Origin of the sequence: Leptolyngbya sp. O-77 (assembly GCF_001548395.1) — a bacterium.
Classification (GTDB): Bacteria; Cyanobacteriota; Cyanobacteriia; order Elainellales; family Elainellaceae; genus Thermoleptolyngbya.
The window spans coordinates 4883436-4904952 of the sequence record NZ_AP017367.1; the positions used below are offsets into that span (position 1 = coordinate 4883436).

Annotated in this window: 26 protein-coding genes and 1 tRNA gene; 12 read left to right on the plus strand and 15 right to left on the minus strand. The window is 54.9% G+C overall.

What is annotated here, in order from left to right; all coding sequences use genetic code 11:
• The first annotated feature begins 31 nt into the window (after positions 1–31).
• Positions 32–1987, plus strand: a complete 1956-nt coding sequence (locus O77CONTIG1_RS20595) for a PAS domain S-box protein (RefSeq protein ID WP_068514620.1) — start codon at positions 32–34, stop codon at positions 1985–1987.
• Positions 1988–2051: 64 nt separating this feature from the next.
• On the opposite strand, the gene O77CONTIG1_RS27250 is transcribed toward O77CONTIG1_RS20595, so the two are convergent.
• Positions 2052–2183 carry a hypothetical protein gene (locus O77CONTIG1_RS27250; RefSeq protein WP_286132432.1) on the minus strand — a complete coding sequence of 44 codons (132 nt, stop codon included), beginning with the start codon at positions 2181–2183 and terminating at the stop codon, positions 2052–2054.
• 215 nt (positions 2184–2398) lie between these two features.
• Here O77CONTIG1_RS27250 and O77CONTIG1_RS20605 point away from each other — a divergent pair, with 215 nt between their 5' ends.
• Complete coding sequence (locus O77CONTIG1_RS20605) at positions 2399–2611, plus strand: helix-turn-helix domain-containing protein (RefSeq protein ID WP_068514626.1); 213 nt, start codon at positions 2399–2401, stop codon at positions 2609–2611.
• Positions 2612–2679: 68 nt separating this feature from the next.
• Here O77CONTIG1_RS20605 and O77CONTIG1_RS20610 read toward each other — a convergent pair whose 3' ends face one another.
• The 3 genes from O77CONTIG1_RS20610 to O77CONTIG1_RS24925 form a co-directional block, all read right to left on the minus strand.
• Positions 2680–2892, minus strand: coding sequence for a hypothetical protein (locus O77CONTIG1_RS20610; protein WP_068514629.1), 213 nt, complete (start codon positions 2890–2892; stop codon positions 2680–2682).
• 213 nt (positions 2893–3105) lie between these two features.
• Positions 3106–3330: a hypothetical protein gene (locus O77CONTIG1_RS25740; RefSeq protein ID WP_197673254.1), complete on the minus strand. Its 225-nt coding sequence runs from the start codon at positions 3328–3330 to the stop codon at positions 3106–3108.
• Positions 3330–3686 carry a hypothetical protein gene (locus O77CONTIG1_RS24925; RefSeq protein ID WP_156435522.1) on the minus strand — a complete coding sequence of 119 codons (357 nt, stop codon included), beginning with the start codon at positions 3684–3686 and terminating at the stop codon, positions 3330–3332. Before O77CONTIG1_RS24925 ends, O77CONTIG1_RS25740 begins: the two co-directional genes overlap by 1 nt.
• 207 nt (positions 3687–3893) lie before the next feature.
• Here O77CONTIG1_RS24925 and O77CONTIG1_RS25745 point away from each other — a divergent pair, with 207 nt between their 5' ends.
• From O77CONTIG1_RS25745 to O77CONTIG1_RS25760, 4 genes are read left to right on the plus strand one after another with little or no spacing between them, the layout of a single operon-like run.
• The gene (locus tag O77CONTIG1_RS25745; RefSeq protein WP_197673255.1) at positions 3894–4136 is read left to right on the plus strand and encodes a hypothetical protein; all 243 of its coding nucleotides are present in this window, start codon (positions 3894–3896) and stop codon (positions 4134–4136) included.
• Positions 4127–4318 (plus strand): hypothetical protein, encoded by a 192-nt coding sequence (locus O77CONTIG1_RS25750; RefSeq protein WP_197673256.1) that lies wholly within the window; start codon positions 4127–4129, stop codon positions 4316–4318. The genes O77CONTIG1_RS25745 and O77CONTIG1_RS25750 overlap by 10 nt, the downstream gene beginning before the upstream one ends.
• 8 nt (positions 4319–4326) lie before the next feature.
• On the plus strand, positions 4327–4515 hold the full coding sequence (locus O77CONTIG1_RS25755; protein ID WP_197673257.1) for a hypothetical protein: 189 nt from the start codon (positions 4327–4329) through the stop codon (positions 4513–4515).
• A gap of 28 nt (positions 4516–4543) precedes the next feature.
• The gene (locus O77CONTIG1_RS25760; protein WP_197673258.1) at positions 4544–4837 is read left to right on the plus strand and encodes a transposase; all 294 of its coding nucleotides are present in this window, start codon (positions 4544–4546) and stop codon (positions 4835–4837) included.
• A gap of 336 nt (positions 4838–5173) precedes the next feature.
• Here O77CONTIG1_RS25760 and O77CONTIG1_RS25765 read toward each other — a convergent pair whose 3' ends face one another.
• The 4 genes from O77CONTIG1_RS25765 to O77CONTIG1_RS20645 form a co-directional block, all read right to left on the minus strand.
• Complete coding sequence (locus O77CONTIG1_RS25765; protein WP_068514635.1) at positions 5174–5653, minus strand: NACHT domain-containing protein; 480 nt, start codon at positions 5651–5653, stop codon at positions 5174–5176.
• Positions 5654–6230: 577 nt separating this feature from the next.
• A complete protein-coding gene (locus O77CONTIG1_RS25770) occupies positions 6231–7256 on the minus strand; it encodes a hypothetical protein (protein WP_068514641.1) in 1026 nt (341 codons plus the stop codon).
• A 160-nt stretch (positions 7257–7416) separates the two neighbouring features.
• The gene (locus O77CONTIG1_RS20640; protein ID WP_068514643.1) at positions 7417–9156 is read right to left on the minus strand and encodes a ShlB/FhaC/HecB family hemolysin secretion/activation protein; all 1740 of its coding nucleotides are present in this window, start codon (positions 9154–9156) and stop codon (positions 7417–7419) included.
• 148 nt (positions 9157–9304) lie between these two features.
• A complete protein-coding gene (locus O77CONTIG1_RS20645; RefSeq protein WP_068514646.1) occupies positions 9305–10492 on the minus strand; it encodes a DNA double-strand break repair nuclease NurA in 1188 nt (395 codons plus the stop codon).
• Positions 10493–10903: 411 nt separating this feature from the next.
• Between O77CONTIG1_RS20645 and O77CONTIG1_RS20650 the strand changes: the two genes are divergently transcribed.
• Positions 10904–11122, plus strand: coding sequence for a hypothetical protein (locus tag O77CONTIG1_RS20650; RefSeq protein WP_068514648.1), 219 nt, complete (start codon positions 10904–10906; stop codon positions 11120–11122).
• Between the two features lie 62 nt (positions 11123–11184).
• On the opposite strand, the gene O77CONTIG1_RS20655 is transcribed toward O77CONTIG1_RS20650, so the two are convergent.
• The 5 genes from O77CONTIG1_RS20655 to O77CONTIG1_RS20675 form a co-directional block, all read right to left on the minus strand.
• Positions 11185–12009 (minus strand): dienelactone hydrolase family protein, encoded by an 825-nt coding sequence (locus tag O77CONTIG1_RS20655; RefSeq protein WP_084782880.1) that lies wholly within the window; start codon positions 12007–12009, stop codon positions 11185–11187.
• Between the two features lie 75 nt (positions 12010–12084).
• The gene (locus tag O77CONTIG1_RS27255) at positions 12085–12726 is read right to left on the minus strand and encodes a hypothetical protein (protein WP_068514650.1); all 642 of its coding nucleotides are present in this window, start codon (positions 12724–12726) and stop codon (positions 12085–12087) included.
• A gap of 122 nt (positions 12727–12848) precedes the next feature.
• Positions 12849–13859 carry a DMT family transporter gene (locus tag O77CONTIG1_RS20665; RefSeq protein ID WP_197673259.1) on the minus strand — a complete coding sequence of 337 codons (1011 nt, stop codon included), beginning with the start codon at positions 13857–13859 and terminating at the stop codon, positions 12849–12851.
• An 88-nt stretch (positions 13860–13947) separates the two neighbouring features.
• The gene (locus O77CONTIG1_RS20670) at positions 13948–14268 is read right to left on the minus strand and encodes a DUF6464 family protein (RefSeq protein WP_068514656.1); all 321 of its coding nucleotides are present in this window, start codon (positions 14266–14268) and stop codon (positions 13948–13950) included.
• A 242-nt stretch (positions 14269–14510) separates the two neighbouring features.
• Positions 14511–14735 (minus strand): Calvin cycle protein CP12, encoded by a 225-nt coding sequence (locus O77CONTIG1_RS20675; protein WP_068514662.1) that lies wholly within the window; start codon positions 14733–14735, stop codon positions 14511–14513.
• 431 nt (positions 14736–15166) lie between these two features.
• On the opposite strand from O77CONTIG1_RS20675, the gene O77CONTIG1_RS20680 reads away from it, so the two are divergent.
• A complete protein-coding gene (locus tag O77CONTIG1_RS20680) occupies positions 15167–16405 on the plus strand; it encodes an FIST C-terminal domain-containing protein (protein WP_317134152.1) in 1239 nt (412 codons plus the stop codon).
• Between the two features lie 130 nt (positions 16406–16535).
• On the opposite strand, the gene pyrF is transcribed toward O77CONTIG1_RS20680, so the two are convergent.
• Entirely contained in the window at positions 16536–17279 is a 744-nt protein-coding gene (gene pyrF, locus O77CONTIG1_RS20685; RefSeq protein WP_068514666.1) for an orotidine-5'-phosphate decarboxylase, read from the minus strand.
• A 149-nt stretch (positions 17280–17428) separates the two neighbouring features.
• Here pyrF and O77CONTIG1_RS20690 point away from each other — a divergent pair, with 149 nt between their 5' ends.
• The 3 genes from O77CONTIG1_RS20690 (at position 17429) to O77CONTIG1_RS20695 (ending at position 20024) form a co-directional block, all read left to right on the plus strand.
• Positions 17429–18175 carry a SulP family inorganic anion transporter gene (locus tag O77CONTIG1_RS20690; protein ID WP_068514669.1) on the plus strand — a complete coding sequence of 249 codons (747 nt, stop codon included), beginning with the start codon at positions 17429–17431 and terminating at the stop codon, positions 18173–18175.
• Positions 18147–18335 (plus strand): hypothetical protein, encoded by a 189-nt coding sequence (locus O77CONTIG1_RS28175; protein WP_286132434.1) that lies wholly within the window; start codon positions 18147–18149, stop codon positions 18333–18335. The genes O77CONTIG1_RS20690 and O77CONTIG1_RS28175 overlap by 29 nt, the downstream gene beginning before the upstream one ends.
• A gap of 297 nt (positions 18336–18632) precedes the next feature.
• A complete protein-coding gene (locus O77CONTIG1_RS20695) occupies positions 18633–20024 on the plus strand; it encodes a malic enzyme-like NAD(P)-binding protein (RefSeq protein ID WP_068514672.1) in 1392 nt (463 codons plus the stop codon).
• A gap of 89 nt (positions 20025–20113) precedes the next feature.
• On the opposite strand, the gene O77CONTIG1_RS20700 is transcribed toward O77CONTIG1_RS20695, so the two are convergent.
• Positions 20114–20185, minus strand: a tRNA-Lys gene (locus tag O77CONTIG1_RS20700).
• 44 nt (positions 20186–20229) lie between these two features.
• Here O77CONTIG1_RS20700 and O77CONTIG1_RS20705 point away from each other — a divergent pair.
• Complete coding sequence (locus tag O77CONTIG1_RS20705) at positions 20230–21468, plus strand: anion transporter (protein ID WP_286132435.1); 1239 nt, start codon at positions 20230–20232, stop codon at positions 21466–21468.
• The last annotated feature ends 49 nt before the right edge of the window (positions 21469–21517 follow it).

Genomic DNA, 21517 nt, shown 5'->3' on the forward strand with positions numbered 1-21517 from the left:
TTTAATTGCTGAATTAATATTCTCTGTGTGTATGCCCAACCAATCCTGCCAGTCGGAATGGGAAACCTTGCAGCAGCGCAACCAGCAGCTTGAGCAAGAATTGCAAACCCTCACCCAGACCAATCTTGCGCTGACACACGAGATCGAACAGCTCAGACAAGCAGAAACCCAACATCAGCACACCGAAGCTGCACTAAAGCAATACGCCGACGAGATCGCCGATCTCTACAACAACGCACCCTGTGGCTACCATTCTCTCGACCCCAACGGCATCATTGTGCAAATCAATGACACCGAACTGGGCTGGCTGGGCTACGCCAGAGAAGAAGTCCTTGGCAAAATGCACATCACAGAACTGCTCACGCCAGAGGGCGGGGCGGCGTTTCGTGCTGGGTTTGCTCAGTTCAAACAAGAGGGTGAGTCCAGGGATCTAGAATTCGATTTGGTTTGCAAGGATGGTTCGACCTTTCCGGTGTTGCTAACCAGCAGCGTTATCTACGACGCAGATGGCAACTATGTCATGAGTCGGTCTACGGTGTTTGATATTCGAGAGCGCAAACGCGCAGAACAGTCCTTGCGACAGGCCAAAGAGGCGCTGGAGTCGGTGGTGAAGGAACGCACGCTAGAACTCCAGGCAATCGTATATCAGCTCCGCCAGGAGCAAGAATTTACTCAGGTGGTGGTGGAAAATGTGTCGGATGGCGTGGTGGCCTGCGATGCCGAGGGGCGGCTAAAGTTGTTTAACCGGGCGGCCCGCGAGTGGCATGGCTGCGACCCGCGAGAGGTGCCGCCAGAATTGTGGGCAACGCTATATGACCTCTACGAAGCAGATGGCGTAACGCCGCTGGCGACCGAACGGATTCCGCTGCTGCGGGCATTTCAGGGTGAGTCGGTGCGGCAGGCGGGCATGGCGATCGCCGCTCAGGGCCAGGAAACGCGCTACATTCTGGCCAGCGGTGACCCCCTGTTTGACGCAAGCGGGCACAAGATTGGCGCAGTGGTGGCGATGCACGATATCACCGAGCGGCGAAAATCGGAAGCGGCGCTGCGCCAGTCAGAAGCTCAACTGCGACAGCGAACCCAGGAGCTAGAAGAAGCACTGCGAGAGCTACAGCGCACCCAATCGCAACTGGTGCAGAGCGAAAAAATGTCATCCTTGGGGCAATTGGTGGCCGGTGTGGCGCATGAAATTAACAATCCCGTGAATTTTATCTACGGGAACCTGGCCCACGCCAACGCCTACACACAGGATTTGCTGAACTTGGTTCGGCTGTATCAGCAGCACTATCCCAACCCAGTGCCTGCGGTTCAGCAAGAGATTCAGCAGGTTGATTTGGATTTCTTACTTGCAGACTTGCCCAGACTGCTGTCGTCGATGCGGGTAGGGGCCGAGCGGATTCAGAAGATTGTGGCTTCGCTGCGGACGTTTTCTCGCATGGACGAGGCGGAGTGCAAGGCAGTGGATATTCACGAGGGCATCGACAGCACGCTGATGATTTTGCAAAATCGCCTGAAGGCCAAGGGCGATCGCCCAGAAATTCAGGTCATCAAGCACTATGGCATCTTACCTTTGGTGGAATGCTACGCCGGCCAACTGAATCAGGTGTTTATGAACATTCTGGCAAATGCCATCGATGCGCTGGAGGAATCCTACGCGCTCGGCCGCTGGAACCCAAACATGCTGCCCAACTTGGGCGATCGCCCCATAGACTCTCCCAGTGGGCCGATGATCACGATCCAGACCGAACAGGTTAGCCCCAGTTCGATTGCAATTCGCATTGCCGACAACGGCATCGGCATGTCTGCTGCCGTCCAACAGCGCCTCTTCGATCCGTTCTTTACGACCAAACCCGTCGGCAAGGGGACGGGCATGGGCCTCTCGATCAGCTACCAAATTATTACCGAGCGGCATCAGGGTACGCTGCGCTGCTGCTCAGAAGTGGGCCAGGGCACTGAGTTTATGATTCAGATTCCGGTGCGTCAGTAAGGGCGATTGCCACCTGGACTCGCCCCTCGCCTTTGCTGAAAGAGACAGAGGGGCGGGAAATGCATCAGTCTGCGCTCCGCCAATAGCGCACCAAAATGCGAATGACTTCACCCTGCACCGGCGAGGGCAGCGGCGGCGACCACTCACCCGCTTCGGCAAAGCGGCGGACATGAAGCTGATGAACGATATGATTCACTCCTGGACACGCCGCAGAGCAAGATGCGGACGGGCTGCTGATCGGGCGCAATCGGAACGGGCACCCGCAGTAAATCGGGTACGGACTTTGGGGTTATCATGGTGTCACCTGTAATAAGGTACAGCGATCGCACTTCTAGCCTCGAAAACTTGAGTGCGATCGCTTTTTGATTAACGACCATTAAAGGATGCAATTGCAGACTTGTCAATACAGGAATGGGGCTAATTCGGCTGCGGATTAAGGAGTTTGCCGAGGAGCGAGGCTGGACTCTCAAAGAAGTAGCCGATCGCTCTGACGTAAATTACAAAACGATTGTGAGCTATGTTCGGCGAGATCGCATGGCAATGATCGACTATACTGCCGTTCTCAAAATTGCCCGCGCTTTTGAAATTCCGATCGAAGATTTAGTGGAAGTATTGGAAGAATAGGGCGATCGCAACTAAACCCTATGTCCTGACTTAAATCACTGAAGAGTCCATTCTAGGACGGAGAAAAACTAACCTTTCCAGTTTTGTTTAGCTCTAGAAAAAATCTCGTCTAATTGCTGTTCTTCATAGATCTGACGAGAAATTTTTACATAGTCAGTCGAGTTTTGATTGATCAATGCTAAAAAGCGCAGAGTAGCCGCCATGCCGAGTTCCTGTTTGAGGGTGGCAAGAGCTTTGACTCGAAGTTGAGAGTCATTCAGAGTTGGCGTGGAATCTGTCATAGGGTTTTTCTCCGAATATAATCAACTGGGTTCATGACTTCACAGGTTAAGGTAAGCTTCTTGGCTTGACGCATTAGGGCATCATCACAGGTGAGGAAAAAGTTTGCCTGAGCATGACTAGCACACGCCACATGCAAAATGTCCTTTGCCGAAAACTTGCCCTTATGGATGAGTTCTTGAGCAAGAATATAGATAGCGTCTTCTGGGGCAATTCTAATTTGGCAAGGCTGGAAAGTTCAGGGCAAACTCTTGTCGTTCTGGAAAAGGGCAGAGTAACGTTTCGTCTTCATGCATGAATGACCAGATCAACTGAACTGTTTTAGCTTCTGCCTGATTGAAGATTTCCTGGCAGGCTAATGCTTCAATTTGAATGCGAATCTGGTTGGGGTCATCAAATCTTTGCTGAAAGCAGTTGTAGTCCAGGTAAATCAAGTCCATCAGCCTGATCCTCCCTGGCTCTCCATCTTCTGCAACCGCTCCTGTGCCCATTCTCGTAGTTGTTCATCGGGGTCATTGAGGGCGCGATCGCGCAGCAGCGCCGGAACTTTAGGATTGTTAGGATAATAAGTGGAGAGAGCCTGTAAAGCTAGTTGACGTGGGCTATCTACAGCACAACCTACTAAACTTCCCGCCGCATCCATAGAGTAAAAATTGTTTTCTACTGCAACTTCGCTCAGTGATGCAATTAAGCTTGGATGATCTTTCCAATTATCCACTAGTCCGAGTATCGCAGCCAAACACATTTCTTGTAGGACTGCCTCTTTTGCTGTATTCACAAGCCAATGATAAACCATTGTATCGCCTCGTCCTACATCAGCAATAAGGCGGACTATCTTAATACATTCCTTAACAAGGAATACTTACATCTTGCACCAGTACAGATGAACGGCTTTTCGGCGGGTGCAATCAATGAGAGAAAAGGGCGTGAAGTCACAAACAACAAGAACAGTGGAAACCATTCTTGGCACGCCCAAGCGTTAGTCTACACCCTGCTCAGCCTGATGCCGAGTGCCTACCAAAGAGACAGCCTGCAAGCGATGCTGGGGTTGTTCCTAGAAGCTCAAGGGCAACCCTCGCCGCAACACAGTTTGATTAAGTCGGGTAGTGCGTTGAGCCGATTTCTCAACGAGTATGCCTGGCCCACCCGCCAAGTCGTGCGCGTGGTGCGACGGCAGATCGTGCAGCAACTGTTGCAGTCTGCTCCAAAGGTCGCCGTCCCTGGTTGCAGGTGGTGGTGGATCTGACGACGTTGGAGAAATGCGGCAAGTTCAAAGCGTTTGCATCGCTGATTCGTGTGCTGCAAGGCAAGCGAGGATTGCATCTGGTGGTGCTGTATCTGGTGGTTGGAGAGTGTCGAGTGCCCTGGAGTTTTCGGTCTGGCGTGGCAAACATCAGCGGACTGCGGTGCAGTTGGCGATTCGCTTAATAGGTAGCTTGCCCCCTGCGTTAACGAGCGCCTTCCGGGTGGTCATTCTGGCAGACACCGCCTTTGGCAGCGTGGCCTTCCTCAAAGCGATGCGAAAGCGCCGTTACTCGGTAATTGTCGGGGTGCGGTGTGACCGCAAACTGGCTGATGGTCGCTGTGTGAGCAAACTGGTGAAAAAAGGGCAACAGGTGGCTTAGAGGGACTGAACTTCCCGGTGACGATTTCTTGGCTTTACCTCAAACGCGACGGCCAGTTGGAGAAACGCTTTGTCCTCTCGACTCGTCCCCTCAAAGGCAGCACCATCACTTGGTGGGGGCGCGTAGACGATGGAGCATTGAGGGATTTTTCAAAACCATCAAACATCGCTTTGGGTTGCATCGCTTTGCTCAGCAGACGCTCAAGGGCGTATATCGCTGGTTGATGTTGTGTTTCCTCAGCTTTGTGCTGGTTCATTGGGTTACCGCGCAACTCACGCCAAAGCGACCCCTGATTGGAAAGTCGCTGCAACTGCTGCATTAGACGCCTTGTTCCCGGAAGTCGCAGCTTGTTTAGCGCTGCTTCAAGTTGAGCGAGCGCGATCCCTGCTCGATTCACTCGGTATTGCGGTGCACTTTGTCCACCTCGCTGAGCTAAAAACGTAGGCTAAATGTACTGGTGCAAGATGTAAGAATATCAATTCAGGTTCACTAAGACCCAAAAGGCTCATCGCCAACAGAGATGAAAGAAATATTTCAAGCTTACTGATTAATAGCAGCGCGATGTGTCTAATTTCTTGATAACTGTCAACCTCTTGGAGAAATGTAGAAGTTAGACAAATATCACCTCCTACGGATTTAAGAATGTGGTTATATAAAGTCAAAAGTCATCATCTTTATTCTTTAAATTATTGAATTCTACTTCATCTCCTAAAGATATATCCATCAAAAATTCAACTAATTGACCTACAAATTTAGGAGAAATCATTCCACAAATCAATCTCAAAACTTCATGCCAGGTTTCATCTTGCCAGTGTTGCCCAAATACCTCATCTCGCAGTTGTTCAAAAGTGAGGGTATATTGTTTCTCAAAGCGATGAACAATTTCGACAGCACAGAAATATTCTAAAAAAGTACGATGTACAAAACCGTAGGTATCGGAACCGTAGTGGCAAATTGCAGAATCTCGTCTGTAAAGCTGATCAATCAGGAGCTTTGCAATACTTGGCGCATTTAGTGCTTCCAAAGTCAGTTTTTCAAAGTAGAGCTTTAAACAATTCTCCAAGTCCTCTCTTGAAATCAAATTTCCATTTAATCCGCTGCTACTTGCTTGCATGAAATAGGCAACTTGCCGAAGCATCGCTTGCTTATCTCGATAATCAATTTCAACTGGATACTTCTCCCCAGCGAGGATCTTTTAGATCATGCTTTGCTTCATAATCCCCACTTGTGCAACAGAAGTTTAGAAGCCCTCGTTGTAAGGTCAATCTTTATTTTGAGGTAAACCTTCTTCTTTCTCTTTATTCAGAGTTACCATCATTGTTAGCAACAGTGGATTGTCTGCTAAGTTGGCGATAGCTTTTGATTGGCGATCGCATCCTTCAATCGCTGTTTCAGTCGCGCTTTATCGGGGATCGCTGCTCATCGAGAGGTCATACCAGCGATCGATAAATTTGTGGATTTCGTTAGTATCAAGTGATTGAATGGTGAAGTGTCGGAACCCCGCTGTGCTGGAGGCGCTCGGGGATTGTAACCAAATGATGCGAGACGTGACCAAAACCTGGGCTTTGGGATATTGCTGCGAAAAGCGAATGATGTCGTCGATGACGGTCGATTGAGTGGCGCGATCGAATACCTCGTCCAGACCCGTCGAACATCACTAATGTGGGGAAATTCTAGCAAGTGCTGATGAAGCTGTTGCTGATCAAACTGCCAATCTACACCTCGACCGCGATGGAGAAATTCGAGAGAAAGTTTGCAGATGGATTGACAGCAAATTCTCTTAACTCAATTAGTAACGGAAGTTTCTCGTTTTTGCCCTCAACCCATTCCAGTGCCAGATATTGCAACAGACTTGACTTACCCGATCCCGGATCACCTAAAATCACCGCCCGCTGAGAGTCTGCTACTGCTTCTAGAATCTTTCGCGCAGGTTGCTGAAAGTATTCATGACGATAATGCTCCAGGGCTTTAGGCGATAAATTGGCTTCAAGTTGTCCTGCGGCTTGCAGTTGTCGTTTCAAATCCAAAGGTAGGTCATAGCGCGTTGGGGGCAAGGCTTCTCGTACCGTTTGCTCAATGAACATTGCCCAGAGCTTGATGGCATCAGCGCGATCGGTGCTGTCGAGGGTGTATAGCTTCAGAGAGCCATAGCTAGACTGCAAACTGTGACGATATTTTTCAACATCAAATCCAGGTGAAAGTTGTGCGGTATTACGAGCAATGTCTCCGAGTAGGTCAGAGTTCAAAATTTCCCGCAATTCTGCATTCGCCTTGATAATCCCTTTAACTTCATAGATATATTCTTTGCAGACACCGCGCCAATCAAATTCTTCTGTAGGAAATTGCCATCCGGAGACTTGATGCTGCTCTGTCCAAATTTTCTCTAGCTGTGCGTAGTCAATTTGTTTGCAATCCTTATCAAAGGCTTTTCCCAAAAGTGGGCGCACCGCCTCATCCTGCACAAACTTTTTGATCGCTGCGTGATAGTGATGCTGAATGCTAGTTTCGGGAACGTCGTTAATCTGAAGCTCTTTAATAAAGCGCTTAATAAAGTAGCCAACTGCTTCTGCCATTAGCGTTTTCAGTGCTGCGGCATTGAGGCGGCTGATTCCGCTACTCAGGCAATCCTTAAAAAAATCTTGAACATATCCCTCTAGAACAGGCTTACTCAAATCGAGAACCTGTTCTAGCACTAGCTTTCCTAGCTCTATTCCTGTTGTAGCTGCCAACCAATCCAGCATACGGGGATTTCAGGGGTGACTAAGTAATACCTCTAATATTGCACTCATATTTGAGGAGGAACCAGAGATTACGAACTCAAACTACAGCAGGCAATCTTGCATCACACCCTGAGCGCACTGAATAGGTTTTGTGTCTAAAATCGGCCATTCAAACCACCCATTAGAACCGATAGTCTACGGAAAAGTAGAACCCGCGATCCTGGGCGTTTTCGCCTGCGCCATCAAACTCGGTGATGGGAATGGCGAAGTCGAGTCGTAGATTGAGCCGGGGCAGTGCTTCCCACAGCAGCCCCACACCCGCCCCGATGAGAAACGGGCTGTCGTCGTCTTCGCCATTTAGCCAGACGGCTCCCGCATCCACAAACGGCGCAACCTGAAACACCGACTCGCCCGCCTCATTGCGTCCCAGCGTAATGCGGTCTTCGATCGAGACGCGAAAGCCGCTGTCGCCCAGCAGCGCATTTTGCCGATAGCCCCGCAGCGACTGCCCGCCGCCGATCGCCAACTGCTGGGAAGACGGGAGGCGATCGCCCGACACCTGCACATCCGCCTGCAAAATCAGCAAGTTTCCCGGCTGCAAAATCTGCACCCGCTGTACTCGCCCCAGCCAGTAGACAAACAAACTGTCGCGATCGCCCCCCACATCTGCATCCAGCAGCCCCACGCCCACATTCAGCGTCGATTGCAGCGCCCAGGCCCCCGACGCATCCCGCCGCACAAAATCCTGCCCAAAGGCAATCAGGCTGGTAGATTCACTCTTCAGCAAAAAATCCTCAAAAAAGCGATTGTCACTAAAAAACGAGCTGCCATCCCGGTGCAGCAGACTCAGCGACAGGGCAAATTCTTCGCGGGGCGTTTTGAACAAGGGCTGGCGAAAGCTGAGTTCATATTCATCGGCGCTGCCGCTGAGGTCAAGGTCTACAAATTCCGGGTCAGTAATGCGATATTCGCTGGGGGCGTAGCGGACCTGCACGGTGCCATCCATCGGGTTGAGCGACAGGCGATAGGCAAAGTCGAAGCTGCTCGACCCGCCCGTAGTGCTGCGATAGTACGTTCCCGAAAGCTCGTCGCCCCAGCCCGTCAGGTTGCGGACCACCAGCTCCGCGCCCAGCCGCTCGGAGCCGACACCGGGAGGCGAATAGTTGTCCACACTGACAAAGCCGCTGACGGGACGCGCCTCCGTCACGCGCACCACCAGGATACTCTGCCCCAGCCCGCTGCCCGCCCGCAGGCTGGCCTCCACGGTTTCAAACAGCGGATTCAGCCGCAGCAGCCGCAGTTGGTCTTCTAGTCGCGCCTGATTCAGCGGCGTGGTTGCGCCCAGCAAGATGCGGCTCCGCACATAGTCCGGATGGAGACGATTGGTTCCTTCCACCTCGATGCGCTCCAGGCTGCCTTCTACAATGCGGTATTGCACCACACCATCGGCCACGAGTTGGTCGCCCAGAATGGCCCGCGAGGTTAGGTAGCCTTGGTCAAGATAGAGCTGGGTGAGCTGGTCGGCAATGTCGCGCAGTTCCCGCAGCGTGAGCGATCGCCCTTCGTAGGGCTGCACAATCGGCGCAAAGTCTGGTTCGGTAAACACCGTGCTGCCCCGCACCTCAATCCGCCGGATGGGAATCTGCACGGTTTCATCCGTCGGCAGCGGTTGGGGAAATCCATCGGGCGTGGACAGAATGGGCGACTGCTCTTCGGGCGACAGGGGAACGGCGGGTAGGGTCGGCGCAGGCAGGCGATCCCTGTAGGGATCGCTTCGCGAATCGCGCTCTGGCTGGGTCGGCGCAAGCTGAGGCGAAACCGCTTGGGCCAGGGCGATCGCCCCGCCTGGCATCTCGCCCCATCGGAACCCCAGCAGCACCCAAACGCCAGCAGCGGCAATGGTCTGCCCAATCTTTTGCATGAATGGCTCTCCTCACGGTGGCTCTCCAGCAGGGTGTACGCTGGAGAGTCCCGACCTCATAGATAGCGTCATTGCGGGCCGTTTGGGGATAATCTCTAGAAAATTTTATTGATCCTGAATTCCTCGAATCGGCTACGGGCTGGTGGAGCTAGCGCCGCCGGGCCTTGCTCAACATCTTGCGAGAAAAGCGCAGGTCTAGCCCCTGCTTGTCTGCCCATTCTTGCAGCAGGCGAAAGAACAACTGGCGATCGCCCACTTGCAGCACCGCAGTCTGATCCGCCGTTTCGATGGCGTAGGGGTAGCCGCCCCCTGCGATCACCTCCGCCCGCACCCAGTCGATCACGGTGTCCGCCAGACCCGCCTCCACCACCCACAGCGGGAGTTCCAGCCGAGCCGGATAGGTGTCGCGGGTGGTTTTCAAATACGTAAAGGCAATCCGGCGGCGATGGTGGCCATAGCGGCTTAAAATGCCCGGCCGCTCGCAGAGAAACAGCGGCGTGCGATCGCCCCAGCGCATCAGCGCGTTCAAAATCTGCGCGTCGTGAATCGCGTCGGCTGGCTCCAGGTCGTACAACAGTCGCAGCATCCGCACCAAGTCATCGGCATAGGACGTGTCGATGTAGGCCACCAGCGGCACTCGCTGGGCTTCGCTGGCGTGCAGCAGCGGCAGCAGGCAGTCTACGTAAAACTGCTGGTTTGCCTCGTCAAACGGCTCCGCAAAGCTGGCCACCATCGACCCATCTAAAAACACCAGCGTTTTCTCGGAAAGGCTCTGTGATTGCGCTTTGCGGCTCTGGATGTACTCCGTCAGCCGCCGCGTCTCAAGCTGAAATCGACGCATATTCACCCGCCGATCCACCGGGTTGCCCTGGCCACCCTCGCGCAAATCCTGTGGGGTCATCAGGTCTACCGCCACGTCCTTTTCGTAAGCTCCGCTGGGACTGTGGCGATTTTCATACCAGCCGATTTGCACCAGCGCCACAGGAATCGACAGATCTTTGCCAGGGTAAATCTGCGACCCATCAACGGCAAAGGTGGTGATATTCAGCAGGCGATCGCGGGCCCACGCCAAACTCTGCTCTCGGTTATCCCACTGAAACGTCCAGGGCACGACACACTGCGGCGCGTCGGACAGGCTCTCGATCGGCCGTGCGCCCAGGTCATTGCCCGGATATTGGGCCAGCAAGTGCGATCGCCCTTCGTCAGAAAGCTGGCAAAACTGGCACAGTGCCGCCCGATAGCGCTGAAACTGCTGCACCGCCGACTGGTCAAACGCGGTGAATTGCTCTCGTCGAGCATCCAGCAGTTGCAAAATCTGGGAAGGCTTGAGCGTCATAGCGACCCTGGGTACACGGGCTTGAGTAATACTTAAATACTAATTCCAAATCTCTGATTCCAAGTCACAACTTTCTCGCAACTTTCAAAGCTTCCTGGTGCGAGAACTAATACCTACGTATCTTACGGAGAAAACCTTGCCAACGAAGAAAAAATCGTTGAATCTACGGAGTGCCAAAGATTAAAAAAATATAAAAAATAAGAGTATTCAGGAATGCTTCTATGAAGGCTTTTGGAACGTCAGTCGCAAAACTACGGATACACGACCAAGGAGCCTCTTTTGTGCTGGAACCGCTCAACAGTTGCCAAATTTCCCGAAATGAAGCGCTGAGCTGCCCGCATATCCCCTCAGCCAAGGTTCATCCAAACCTAGTCCAAACTTAGTCCAAGCCTAGATGGAGTCAAGACTCACATGATTGGTAGTACCGTGAATATTGCAGACGTGTTTCGCCTCGCGGAAGACCGGGGCTGCACCCTCCGCATCAGCATGATGGACAATCGCCTTCTGTACTGGGTCGAAAGTCGCTACTTTATCGGTCGTCCCTACAGCCAGATGAATGATTTGGTGGAGTTTATTGAAACGCTGCCGCTGGTCATGCCCGGAGAAGCAGCCGCCAACTTCAGCCTTTAGCAGCAGAAGCGCTGGCGTTTCCGATGACTCGATCCAGAGTAGCAGTTCGGAATCGCAGCCTACTACTCGCTATCGGTGTCGCTATCGGTGTCGCTGTCAGTCTCGCTGTCGGTGTCGCTGTCAGTCTCGCTGTCGGTCTGAAGCTGTTGAAAAAGCTGCTGGACTTTTTCCCAGGCATCAGCAGCCGCTTTGGGCCGATAGTCGGGACGGCGATCGCAGAAGAAGCCGTGCCCCGCACTGTCGTAGCGAAAGATGCGATGCGCGATGTAGTTTTCCTGGAGGGTCGATTCGATTTGATCTACCTGCTCTTGGGGAATGCTGGCATCCTCTTTGCCAAAGAATAGATAGATCGTGCCGTTGATATCCGGCGTGTAGCTGACGGTGGGAATGCCGTTGCCAGGACACCAAGTGGTGATGCCCGCCCCGTAGAAAGATGCAGTAGCCACAACTTCTGGCAGCGTCGCCGCCAGATACGCCACATGCCCGCCAAAGCAAAAGCCGATGCAGCCAACACCGCCGGGTTTGACTTGGGGCAGCATGTGTAAAAAGGCGATCGCCGCCTGGATATCACTCAGCAGGTCTTCTCGCTTCGTCTGCTCTTTGTAAACCCGTCCCTGCTTCACGTCTTCCGGCGTATAGCCCGCCTCGAACCCCGGCGCAAGTCGCTGATAGATGGCGGGGGCGATCGCCACGTAGCCCAGTCCTGCGATGCGCTCTGTCACGTCGCGGATATGCTCGTTCACCCCAAAAATTTCCTGAATCACCACCACCGCCGGAAACGTCCCGTCACCCGCAGGCATCGCCAGATAAGCATCAATTTGCAAGTCGCCGTTGGGCACCTGCACCCATTGCGTCGGGCTAGAGAAGAGTGGTGTCTGGAGGGGCATGGTGAGTCAACCTGATGATGAATCGGGGCTTAATTTCGGATTGGGACTTGAATCAATCTTCAGGACAGCTTTATCCTAATTCTCCAGCTTACTATAGACGATATATCCCCTCAAAACTTCCCATACAGAAGAAGACCAATAGGACAAAAAACTCCTCAGCAAGACAACCTCGATAAATAGCAAAACAACACCCAAAAACAAGAAAATTGAGAGTTCCATCCTCTTGGAAAACTTTCGGGTAAACGCCTTTGTTGCAGATAGGGCAAAAATGGGGAAGCAGATGAGAAGGCTCCTGGACGTTGTACTCATAGCCATCATCTTTTCAGCGATTTCGGCGGTTTTAGGCAGCTTTTCATAGACAATGAGCGATGCATATCGATAGTAGTCAACATCGCCCAAGGGAGTAATTTCCAGGCTGCTGTCGATCAGCGCTCGAACCATTTTTATATCTGGAAAGTCTCTAATAATCCCCTCTAGGACTCCCTCTCCAAACAGGTAGTACAGCGGATAGATGACCGCTCCTGAGAGCCGATGAACGATGATGCCCAATACATAGGACAGAATCAAAAAAAGGGTCAGCATTCCAAGTCCAATCTTGTCGTTATCTAGGCTTAGGGATTCTGGTGAGAATAGAAACAGCAAAGAAATGCCGATTAGAAATCCTGGAATGACATAGACTAGTGTGTCGAATAGATTGGACGGTAAAATGCTGTTCACGCCGCTTTGCTGGTTTAACTTGTAAGGTTCCAGGTGAAAGTATAGCGATGGCTTTCGACGATTTTCTAAATCGTAACTTATGTTTTTCTTCTAGAAATAATTAAAGCAAAAACTTCGCGATCTTACTTGGTAATTGACAGATAAATGCCTGTCAGCACGACCGCAAAGGCGATCGCATCCATCAAACTAATGGTCTGCGAAAACGCCACCAGCGCCAGCCCTGCGGAGATTATCGGCACCGCCAGCAGCACCACCGACACCACACCCGCTGAAAACCGCTTGAGGCTGTAGGTAATCAGCCCGTGGCCGCCCATCTGCGTTACTAGCGCCAGCCCCACGACGGCCGCTGCGCTCGTTCCGTTGGGGGGCAGGGGCGATTCACCTTGCAGCAGGACGGTGGGCAGCAGCAGCAGACTGCCGATCGCGCATTCGACCATCGCCAGCAGGGACACTGCAAAGCGCGATCGCAACTGTTCCATAATCAAAATTTCGGTGGCAAACAGCAGCGCCACGCCCAGGGCCGCTGCATCCCCCCACAGACTGTTGTCGCCGCCGCCAAAGTCGTCGATGCCAATGGCGATCGCCCCGACCACCGCCACCATCATGCCGATCAAAAATCGCCTGCTAAACCGCCGCCCCAGCACCAGCCACGCGCCCAGCGTGGTGAACAGCGGCATCATGTGGGTAAACAGCGAGGCTTTGGCAACGCTGGTCTGGGTAAACGACCAGGCCAGCAGCACCAGCGACAGCGCAAAGCAGATGCCTGCCGCCAGCAGCAGCAGCCAGTCCAAGGCTTTTGGTGGATTGGTCTTACGAAGCTCCGGAATCAAATCGGGCTGGCACAATGCCTGAATGCCGTTTAGCGCAGCAAAGACGATCGCCGCGATGATCAGACGATTGAGGGCGATCGCATTGGGACTCATCTCGCGCCCCGCCGCCACAGAAAAGATAGAGCCAATGGAAATGCCGAACAGCGCCAATCCCAGCGCTGCGGCCGCCTGCCAGTCTGTAGGATCGGCCCGTCCTACCGGAGAATCTGTCGCTGCCTGCCATTCTAGATCCGTCGAACCGGATGCCGAACTTGCCGCCAAATCGGTCATTTGCGGCTCCAGATTTTGCTCTGCGTTACTCAAAGTTGCTCGACCGCCTGCTGCCTGCCTGAACCTTACGTTTGACCTCTGCACTATAGAGCAATTCGCCTTGGGAAATTGTGCGCGTTGCTCAGGAATCGAGCATCACCGACTCATCGGGAATCACCGGGTCGTATTGTCGGCAGCCTTCGCAGGGGCCCGATGGGTTGATGGCGCAGCGGAGGTAGCGCGATCGCGCGTTGTAGCGACAGGTAAAATCTCCAATCAGCAGCCCAATGCCTTCGATGTAGCGCAGGTCTGGCGTGGGCTGGAGGGAGGGGAGTCCTCGATGGGCGATCGCCTCTAGCACATGGCGCAGTCGCTCCTGAGCTTGGGCATCAGCTTGGCGCATGATCCAGAGCGACACCAGCGAAGGCGTGAGTCCAATCATTAAAATAAGCAGCGCAACCATCACAGCACAGCGTTTGAAAAAACCGAGTGGTGAAACCGAGTTTTCTTCATGCTAATGCCAGATGGGGCAAAAGGCAGAGGGCAGAAACAGCAATGGGCAGGGAGAATAGAACGGGCGATCGCTCTCCTCTCACTGCCCATCACCTAAACTAACTGCTGAAAGTCGCTGCTGAGAACGAGCTAGCCCGCAGCCACTCTCGCCCGCAGTAACTTGTCACTTGCCCCAAAGGGCTGCCAATCGCTTTAGTTGTCGTAGACGCGGCACTCTGCGGCTTCAGGATTGTCGTCGCAGTATTGCTCCAGCGAAGTCTTCTCTATTTCCTTGTCGCGCTGGTGGGCGGCTTCTGCCTGAAGTTCTTCAACCGCATCCCAGGCGGCAGCGCACTCGGCAGATCCGTCACCCTTGAGTTCACAGACTTCGCGAGCTTCTTGGCGCTCTTGTTGAATTTTGGCTTGGATATCGCTCATAGATTTCAGTGGCTCTAAAGTTGCAAATTTGATTCTAAGGTTCGAGCTTCAAGCTCTACTAGGGAGAATAGGAAACATCTAATCTGAGAGACATCTCATCTGAGATATATCTGAACAGCAGCGTTCAGAACAGGCATCTCGGTAGAAAGCTTCCAGACAGATCGTGCGAGGAACCTCTCGGTAGCAGGCCGGTATCCTTTTTCTTAGAGTACCCTGAGGACGGGAGCCGTCAAGAGAATGGCGGGAATGTCTTAAGGTCTTAAGGCAAGGGGTCTGTCTACCTAAAGCGGGAATCAATCAGGTTTTTGTCTCGTCTCCATGCTAGCAAGCGATCGCCCTTTCCCGTGGGTCGAGAGATCCCGAGTGTCCCATTCGGCACTACCATTTTTCTATGAGTAGCTGGTTGTCACTGATACGAGGGAGAACTGCCCGTGGCTGACACGATGCGATGGGTCAATGCATTATCCACGCGCCCGTCTTTGGAAGCGGCGGTGCGAGAGGTAGTAGAGCGATCGCAGGCGCAGCTCGAGTCCCCTGCCGACTTGGGGCTGGTTTTTATCTCCTCTACCTTTGCCAGCGAATATCCCCGCCTGCTGCCCCTGCTCAGCGAGGCGCTGGATTTGCCTGTGCTGGTGGGCTGCGGAGGTGGTGGCATTGTGGGGATGGAAAGCCCCAACCGCATTCAGGAAATCGAAGGCGAAACCGCCCTCAGCCTCACCCTCGCTCGCCTGCCAGGGGTAAAGCTCCACGCCTTTCATCTGTCTGCGGAGGATCTGCCTGATTTGGACAGCCCTCCCGATGCCTGGGCTGAGTTGGTCGGCGTTGACCCGGCGGAGCAGCCCAATTTCATCCTGATGGCGGAGCCTGTCTTTTCCAGCATTAACGACCTGCTGCAAGGGTTGGACTATGCCTATCCGGGCGCAATCAAGGTGGGTGGGCTGACGGACGGCAGCGGGATGGGCCACGGCAACCTGTTTTGCAACGGCAAGCTCTACCGAGACGGCGTGGTGGGCGTGGCGCTGAGTGGCAACCTGGTGATGGAAACCATTGTGGCGCAGGGCTGTCGCCCCATTGGTCAGCCGTTTCGCGTAGTGGAGGGCGATCGCAACATCATGATCAAGATCGCACCAGAAACCGCTCAACCGGGTTCCACCCCCGACCGCACGCCGCTAGAGGCGCTGCAAGAGCTATTGCAAGACCTCAGTGATGCAGATCGTGAGCTAGCCCAGCATTCGCTGTTCGTCGGCATTGCCCAGAGTGAGTTCAAGCAGCAGCTCGAGCAGGGCGATTTTCTGATTCGCAATTTGCTGGGGGTCGATCCCCGCGCTGGGGCAGTGGCCATTGGCGATCGCGTCCGGCCAGGTCAGCGCATCCAGTTTCATCTGCGCGATGCCGATGCGTCGGCGACAGACCTAGAAACCCTGCTGCGCCGCTATCAGGCCCAGTCGGGGCAAGCCTCTGCCGCCGGAGCGCTGATGTTTTCTTGCCTGGGGCGCGGCGAAGGGCTGTATGGCAAACCCAACTTCGACTCTGCCCTGTTCCAGCGCTACATCGCCCACACGCCCGTCAGCGGCTTCTTCTGCAACGGCGAAATTGGCCCCGTTGGCAGCACGACGTTTTTGCATGGCTATACGTCGGTGTTTGGCATTTGCCGGCCGCGGCAGGCGTGAAGAGAGGGAGGTTTAGAAGGCTGCTGGGATGGTGTCATCTGGATTTTGGCTTTTCGATTTTGGATTACCAGTCAACAGTGCTGCTCAAGTGCTGCTCAAGTGCTGCTCAAGAGAAATACACGCCGCTTCGTTACCCTGTGACCTCTGCAACCTCCTGACAAATTCGCGCAAACGCTTCTGCTGGGTCGGGGGCGACGGTGATTGGGCGACCAATTACCAGATAGCTTGCGCCTGCCCGGAGCGCTTCGGCAGGAGTCATGACGCGGCGCTGGTCGTTGGCGCTGGCCCAGATGGGGCGCACGCCGGGGCAGACGAGCAGGAAGCGATCGCCACAGACCTGGCGCAGGTGGGCAGCCTCCTGGGGCGAGCAGACCACGCCGGATAGCCCGCTGTCTTGCGCCAGCAGCGCCATCTGGAGGGCAAAGTCGGGCAGTTCTAGAGGCATCTTTAGCTCGAAGGCGAGGGCACGGGGCGAAATGCTGGTCAGCACCGTCACAGCGATGACCTTGGGGGGCGGGTTGCCCGCAGCAGCGGCACCCTCTTGGGCGGCGACGTTGGCGGCGACGAGGGCCTCTTTGCCTGCCGTGGCGTGAACGGTAAGCAGGTCTACGCCATAGCGTCCGGCAGCGCGACAGGCTCCGGCCATGGTGTTGGGAATGTCGTGAAATTTGAGGTCGAGAAAAATCCGCTTCTGCCGGGCTTTCAGTTCTGCCAGAATGGTTGCGCCCGTGCTGACGAAGAGTTCCAGCCCGACTTTCCAAAAGCGGACGGCGGGGATCTGGTCTACGAGGGCGATCGCCTCTTCTAGCGTTGGTGCATCCAGCGGCACAATAATCTGATCCCGGTTATCCCTAAAGTCTTGAGAGTCTGCCATAGTGCCTGCGTCGAATGGGTGAATGCATGTCGAATGGGTGAATGAAGTCAAGACATCTTGAAAGAAACGCCCAAACCAGATTTCCAGCCGTATCCTGCGAGGCTAGGGCCTATCGCAACATCTGGGCCATATCCTGGAGGCTTGCCATTGTGACTGCAATCAACTCCTGGCTAAGACAGTTTACTCATGTTCTGAAACCCCCAGACCTCCATTTTCGTAATTTTCGAGATGACTTTTGGGGCGGACTCACCGCAGCAATCGTGGCGTTGCCGCTGGCGCTGGCGTTTGGCGTATCGTCTGGGGCGGGTGCGGTGACGGGACTCTACGGCGCAATCTTCGTCGGCATTTTCGCGGCATTGTTTGGCGGCACGCCCGCTCAGGTGTCTGGCCCAACTGGGCCAATGACGGTGGTAGTAGCAACGATTTTCACGGTACTGATTGGCCGGTATCCCGAAACCGGCCTGGCGCTTTCATTTACTGTCATTGCGCTGGGGGGGCTGTTCCAGATTTTGTTTGGGGTGCTGCGTTTGGGAACGTACATCACGCTCATGCCCTACACGGTCATTTCTGGCTTTATGTCGGGCATCGGGGTCATTATTATCTCCCTCCAGATTGGGCCGTTGTTTGGCTACAAAGGGTCGAGTGGAGTCGTGGAATCTCTGCGGAACCTGCCGACGTATCTGACGCATCCCAACGGGTTCGCGCTGGGGCTGGGGCTGATGACGCTGGCGATCGTGTTTACCTGGCCGCGTCGGCTGAATCGCATCATTCCTTCGCCGCTGCTAGCGCTGGTGATCGGGACACTCGTATCGCTGTTTTTTTGGCGAGGGTGCAAACCTGACGCGGATTGGGGCCATTCCTACAGCAGTGCCACAGCCGCACTGGCCAGCGTTTGAGTGGGAGGCACTGCGCGTGATGACGGGCTATGGGCTGATGCTGGCGACGCTGGGATCGATCGACTCGCTGCTGACTTCTCTCGTTGCCGACAACATCACCCGGACACAGCACGCTTGTTTCCTACGCGCCCGTCTGCGCTGCAACGGGCGATCGCCCTAATTGCCCCCCCGAAGCAGGAATTAGAGGTTAAGAGTTAAAGCTGATTAGAAGTGGGTTTCAGGTTTCAGTCTTTAGCACCATTAGCCCCAGCACCATTAGCACCAACGGTTGGCCGCCTTGCCCACCAGAACCCGAACCCTAATCGATTGTTCACTCTGGCACAATTGCAGTCCGGCAACTCCCTTACGCTAGGGACGATCCGTAGCGGTAAGATGATCACTGCACTGCGGATAGGGAAGACATTCAGCGTCCCCAAAATCCAAAACCCAAAATCCAAAATCCAAAATCGAGAATCCTATGGTCAGCCTCACTCCCAATCCCAGCTTCAGCCTCATGGTGCGCGTGCAGTTGCCCAACCAGGCAGGAATGCTGGCCTACGTCACCATGGCCATTGGCGAGGCGGGCGGCAATATTGACCAGATCGAGGTGATCGAGCGGACGCTGAAAACCATCATCCGCGACATCACGATTGAAGCGTCGAGCGTGGAACATGCCGAGGCAATCGTCACGGCGCTGAAGGGACTGGAGCATATCAAGGTGCTGAACGTGTCGGATCGCACGTTTAACCTGCATCGGGGCGGCAAGATCAGCGTTCAGAGCAAGATTTCTCTGAAAAACCAGAGCGACCTGGCGATGGCCTACACACCGGGGGTGGGGCGCATCTGCACGGCGATCGCCGAAGATCCTGCCAAGGTCTATTCTCTGACGATCAAGAGCAACACTGTGGCGATCGTCACCGATGGCAGTGCCGTGCTGGGTCTGGGCAATCTTGGCCCCGCCGGAGCGCTGCCCGTGATGGAGGGCAAAGCCATGCTGTTTAAGGAATTTGGCGGCATTGATGCCTTTCCGATTTGCCTGAACACGCAGGATACCGACGAAATCGTGCGGACGGTGAAGAACATTGCGCCCGTGTTTGGCGGCGTGAATCTGGAAGACATCAGCGCCCCCCGCTGCTTTGAAATCGAGGCGCGGCTTCAGCGGGAGCTGGATATTCCCATCTTTCACGATGATCAGCATGGCACGGCGATCGTCTCGCTGGCGGCGCTCTACAACGCGCTGAAGCTGGTGAATAAATCGATGGAGTCGGTGCAGATTGTGATTAACGGCGCGGGCGCAGCGGGACTGGCGATCGCCCGACTGTTGCAAAAAGCCGGAGCCACCCAGATTGTAATCTGCGACTCGCGGGGCATCCTCAGCCACAGCCGCAGCGACCTGACCGACCAAAAGAAAGAATTTGCCGTAGACCAAAGCGGCTCCCTGGCGGATGCGATGGTGGGCGCGGATGTATTCATGGGCGTGAGTGCGCCGGGGGTGGTAACGGTGGACATGGTGAAGTCGATGGCAAAAGACCCGATTGTATTTGCCATGGCCAATCCAATTCCTGAAATTCAGCCGGAACTGGTGACCGATGACGTGGCGGTGATGGCGACAGGCCGCAGCGACTATCCCAACCAGATCAACAATGTGCTGGCCTTTCCCGGCATCTTTCGCGGGGCCCTGGACTGCGGCGCAAAGACCATGACCACGACCATGTTCCTGGAGGCAGCAGGGGCGATCGCCTCGCTCATTACCGCCGCCGACCTCAACCGGGAGTACATCGTGCCATCGGTGTTTGACGAGCGCGTGGCGACTGCCGTCTCTGCTGCGGTTCAGCGGGCTGCCCGCGCCGACGGGGTGGCGACCCGCTAGGCTGGCGATCGCGAAGGGGATCAATTGGGCGAGGGATTGCCCTCCCTAACCGCCACAACTCAGCTTCTCAATTCAGCCTCTCAAAGTGATGGGTGACCTGGGATTCGAACCCAGAACCAGCGGATTAAGAGTCCGATGCGCTACCGTTGCGCTAGTCACCCTGGGGTTTACTATTGTATCACCTGAACTTTGGGCATCAAAACCAGTGCTATATTTTGGCATCGCGTTTCGCGCCCTCGCCCAATGGCTTCCCGTTGCCCAGGCGGCGGTGATTGGGCTGACCTATGTGGGATTGGCACTGGGGTCAGTGCCAGGGCTGCGGATGAATCGGGCCACGATGGCGATCGCCGGAACGGCTGCCCTCATCGCCCTGGGCACGCTGTCCCTCAAGGAGGCCTGGCAGGCCATTGACCCAACGACCATTGTGTTTCTGCTCAGCACGATGATCGTCAATGCCTACCTTAGCTACGCCGGATTTTTTCAGCTGGCGCTGCTATATCTCATCCGCCTCACAAGTAGCCCCTTTGGGCTGCTGGTAGCGCTGACGCTGGGCTGCGGGGCACTCTCGGCGGTGTTCCTGAACGACACGATTGCCCTGGTGTTTACGCCGCTCACGGTCAGCCTGGCCCAAACCCTGTCGCTCAATCCGGTTCCCTACCTGCTGGCGCTGGCAGCCGCCACCAACATCGGCTCCGTCGCTACGCTCAACGGCAATCCGCAGAATATTCTGGTCGGCTCCTTTTCGGGCATTGCCTACGCCGAGTTTGCGCGGGTGATGATCCCCATTGCCCTGATGGGTCTGCTGCTGCAAATTGGGCTGCTGGGGTGGATGTATCCAGACGTGCGATCGCTCAAACCGCGCCCCTACGTACCCACCTTTCGCCCCCGCGCCTACCGCCCGCTGCTGCGAAAAACGCTGCTTGTGAGTAGCTTAATGCTGGCTGCCTTTGTGGTGGGATTGCCGCTGGCCGAGTCGGCTTTGGCGGCGACGGGCGTGCTGCTGATTACGCGCCGCATCAAGCCTCAGCGCGTGTTGCAGGATGTGGACTGGGGCCTGCTGGTGATTTTTTCGGGCCTGTTTGTGCTGACGCGCAGCCTGCAATCCTTTAATCTACTGTCGGGGCTGCTCCCCTGGATTGCCCATCCCGTGGGTCTGGTCAGCATCACAACGCTCTTGTCAAACCTGATTTCCAATGTGCCTGCGGTGCTGCTGCTGCAATCGCTGATCGACCGTGGAGATAAGCAATCCTGGCTGCTGCTGGCGGTTAGCTCCACGCTGGCAGGCAACCTGACACTGTTTGGCGCGGTGGCCAACCTGATTACCGCCGAAGCCGCCGCCAGCCAGGGATATTCGCTGTCGTTTTGGACGCACCTGCGGTTTGGGCTGCCGCTGACGCTGGCGACCCTGGCGATCGCCACCACCTGGGTTCTCTGGCAGGGTTGACCCGAAAGCAGGATTAACACTGATCAGCCTCAGCCAATGGGACAGCCCG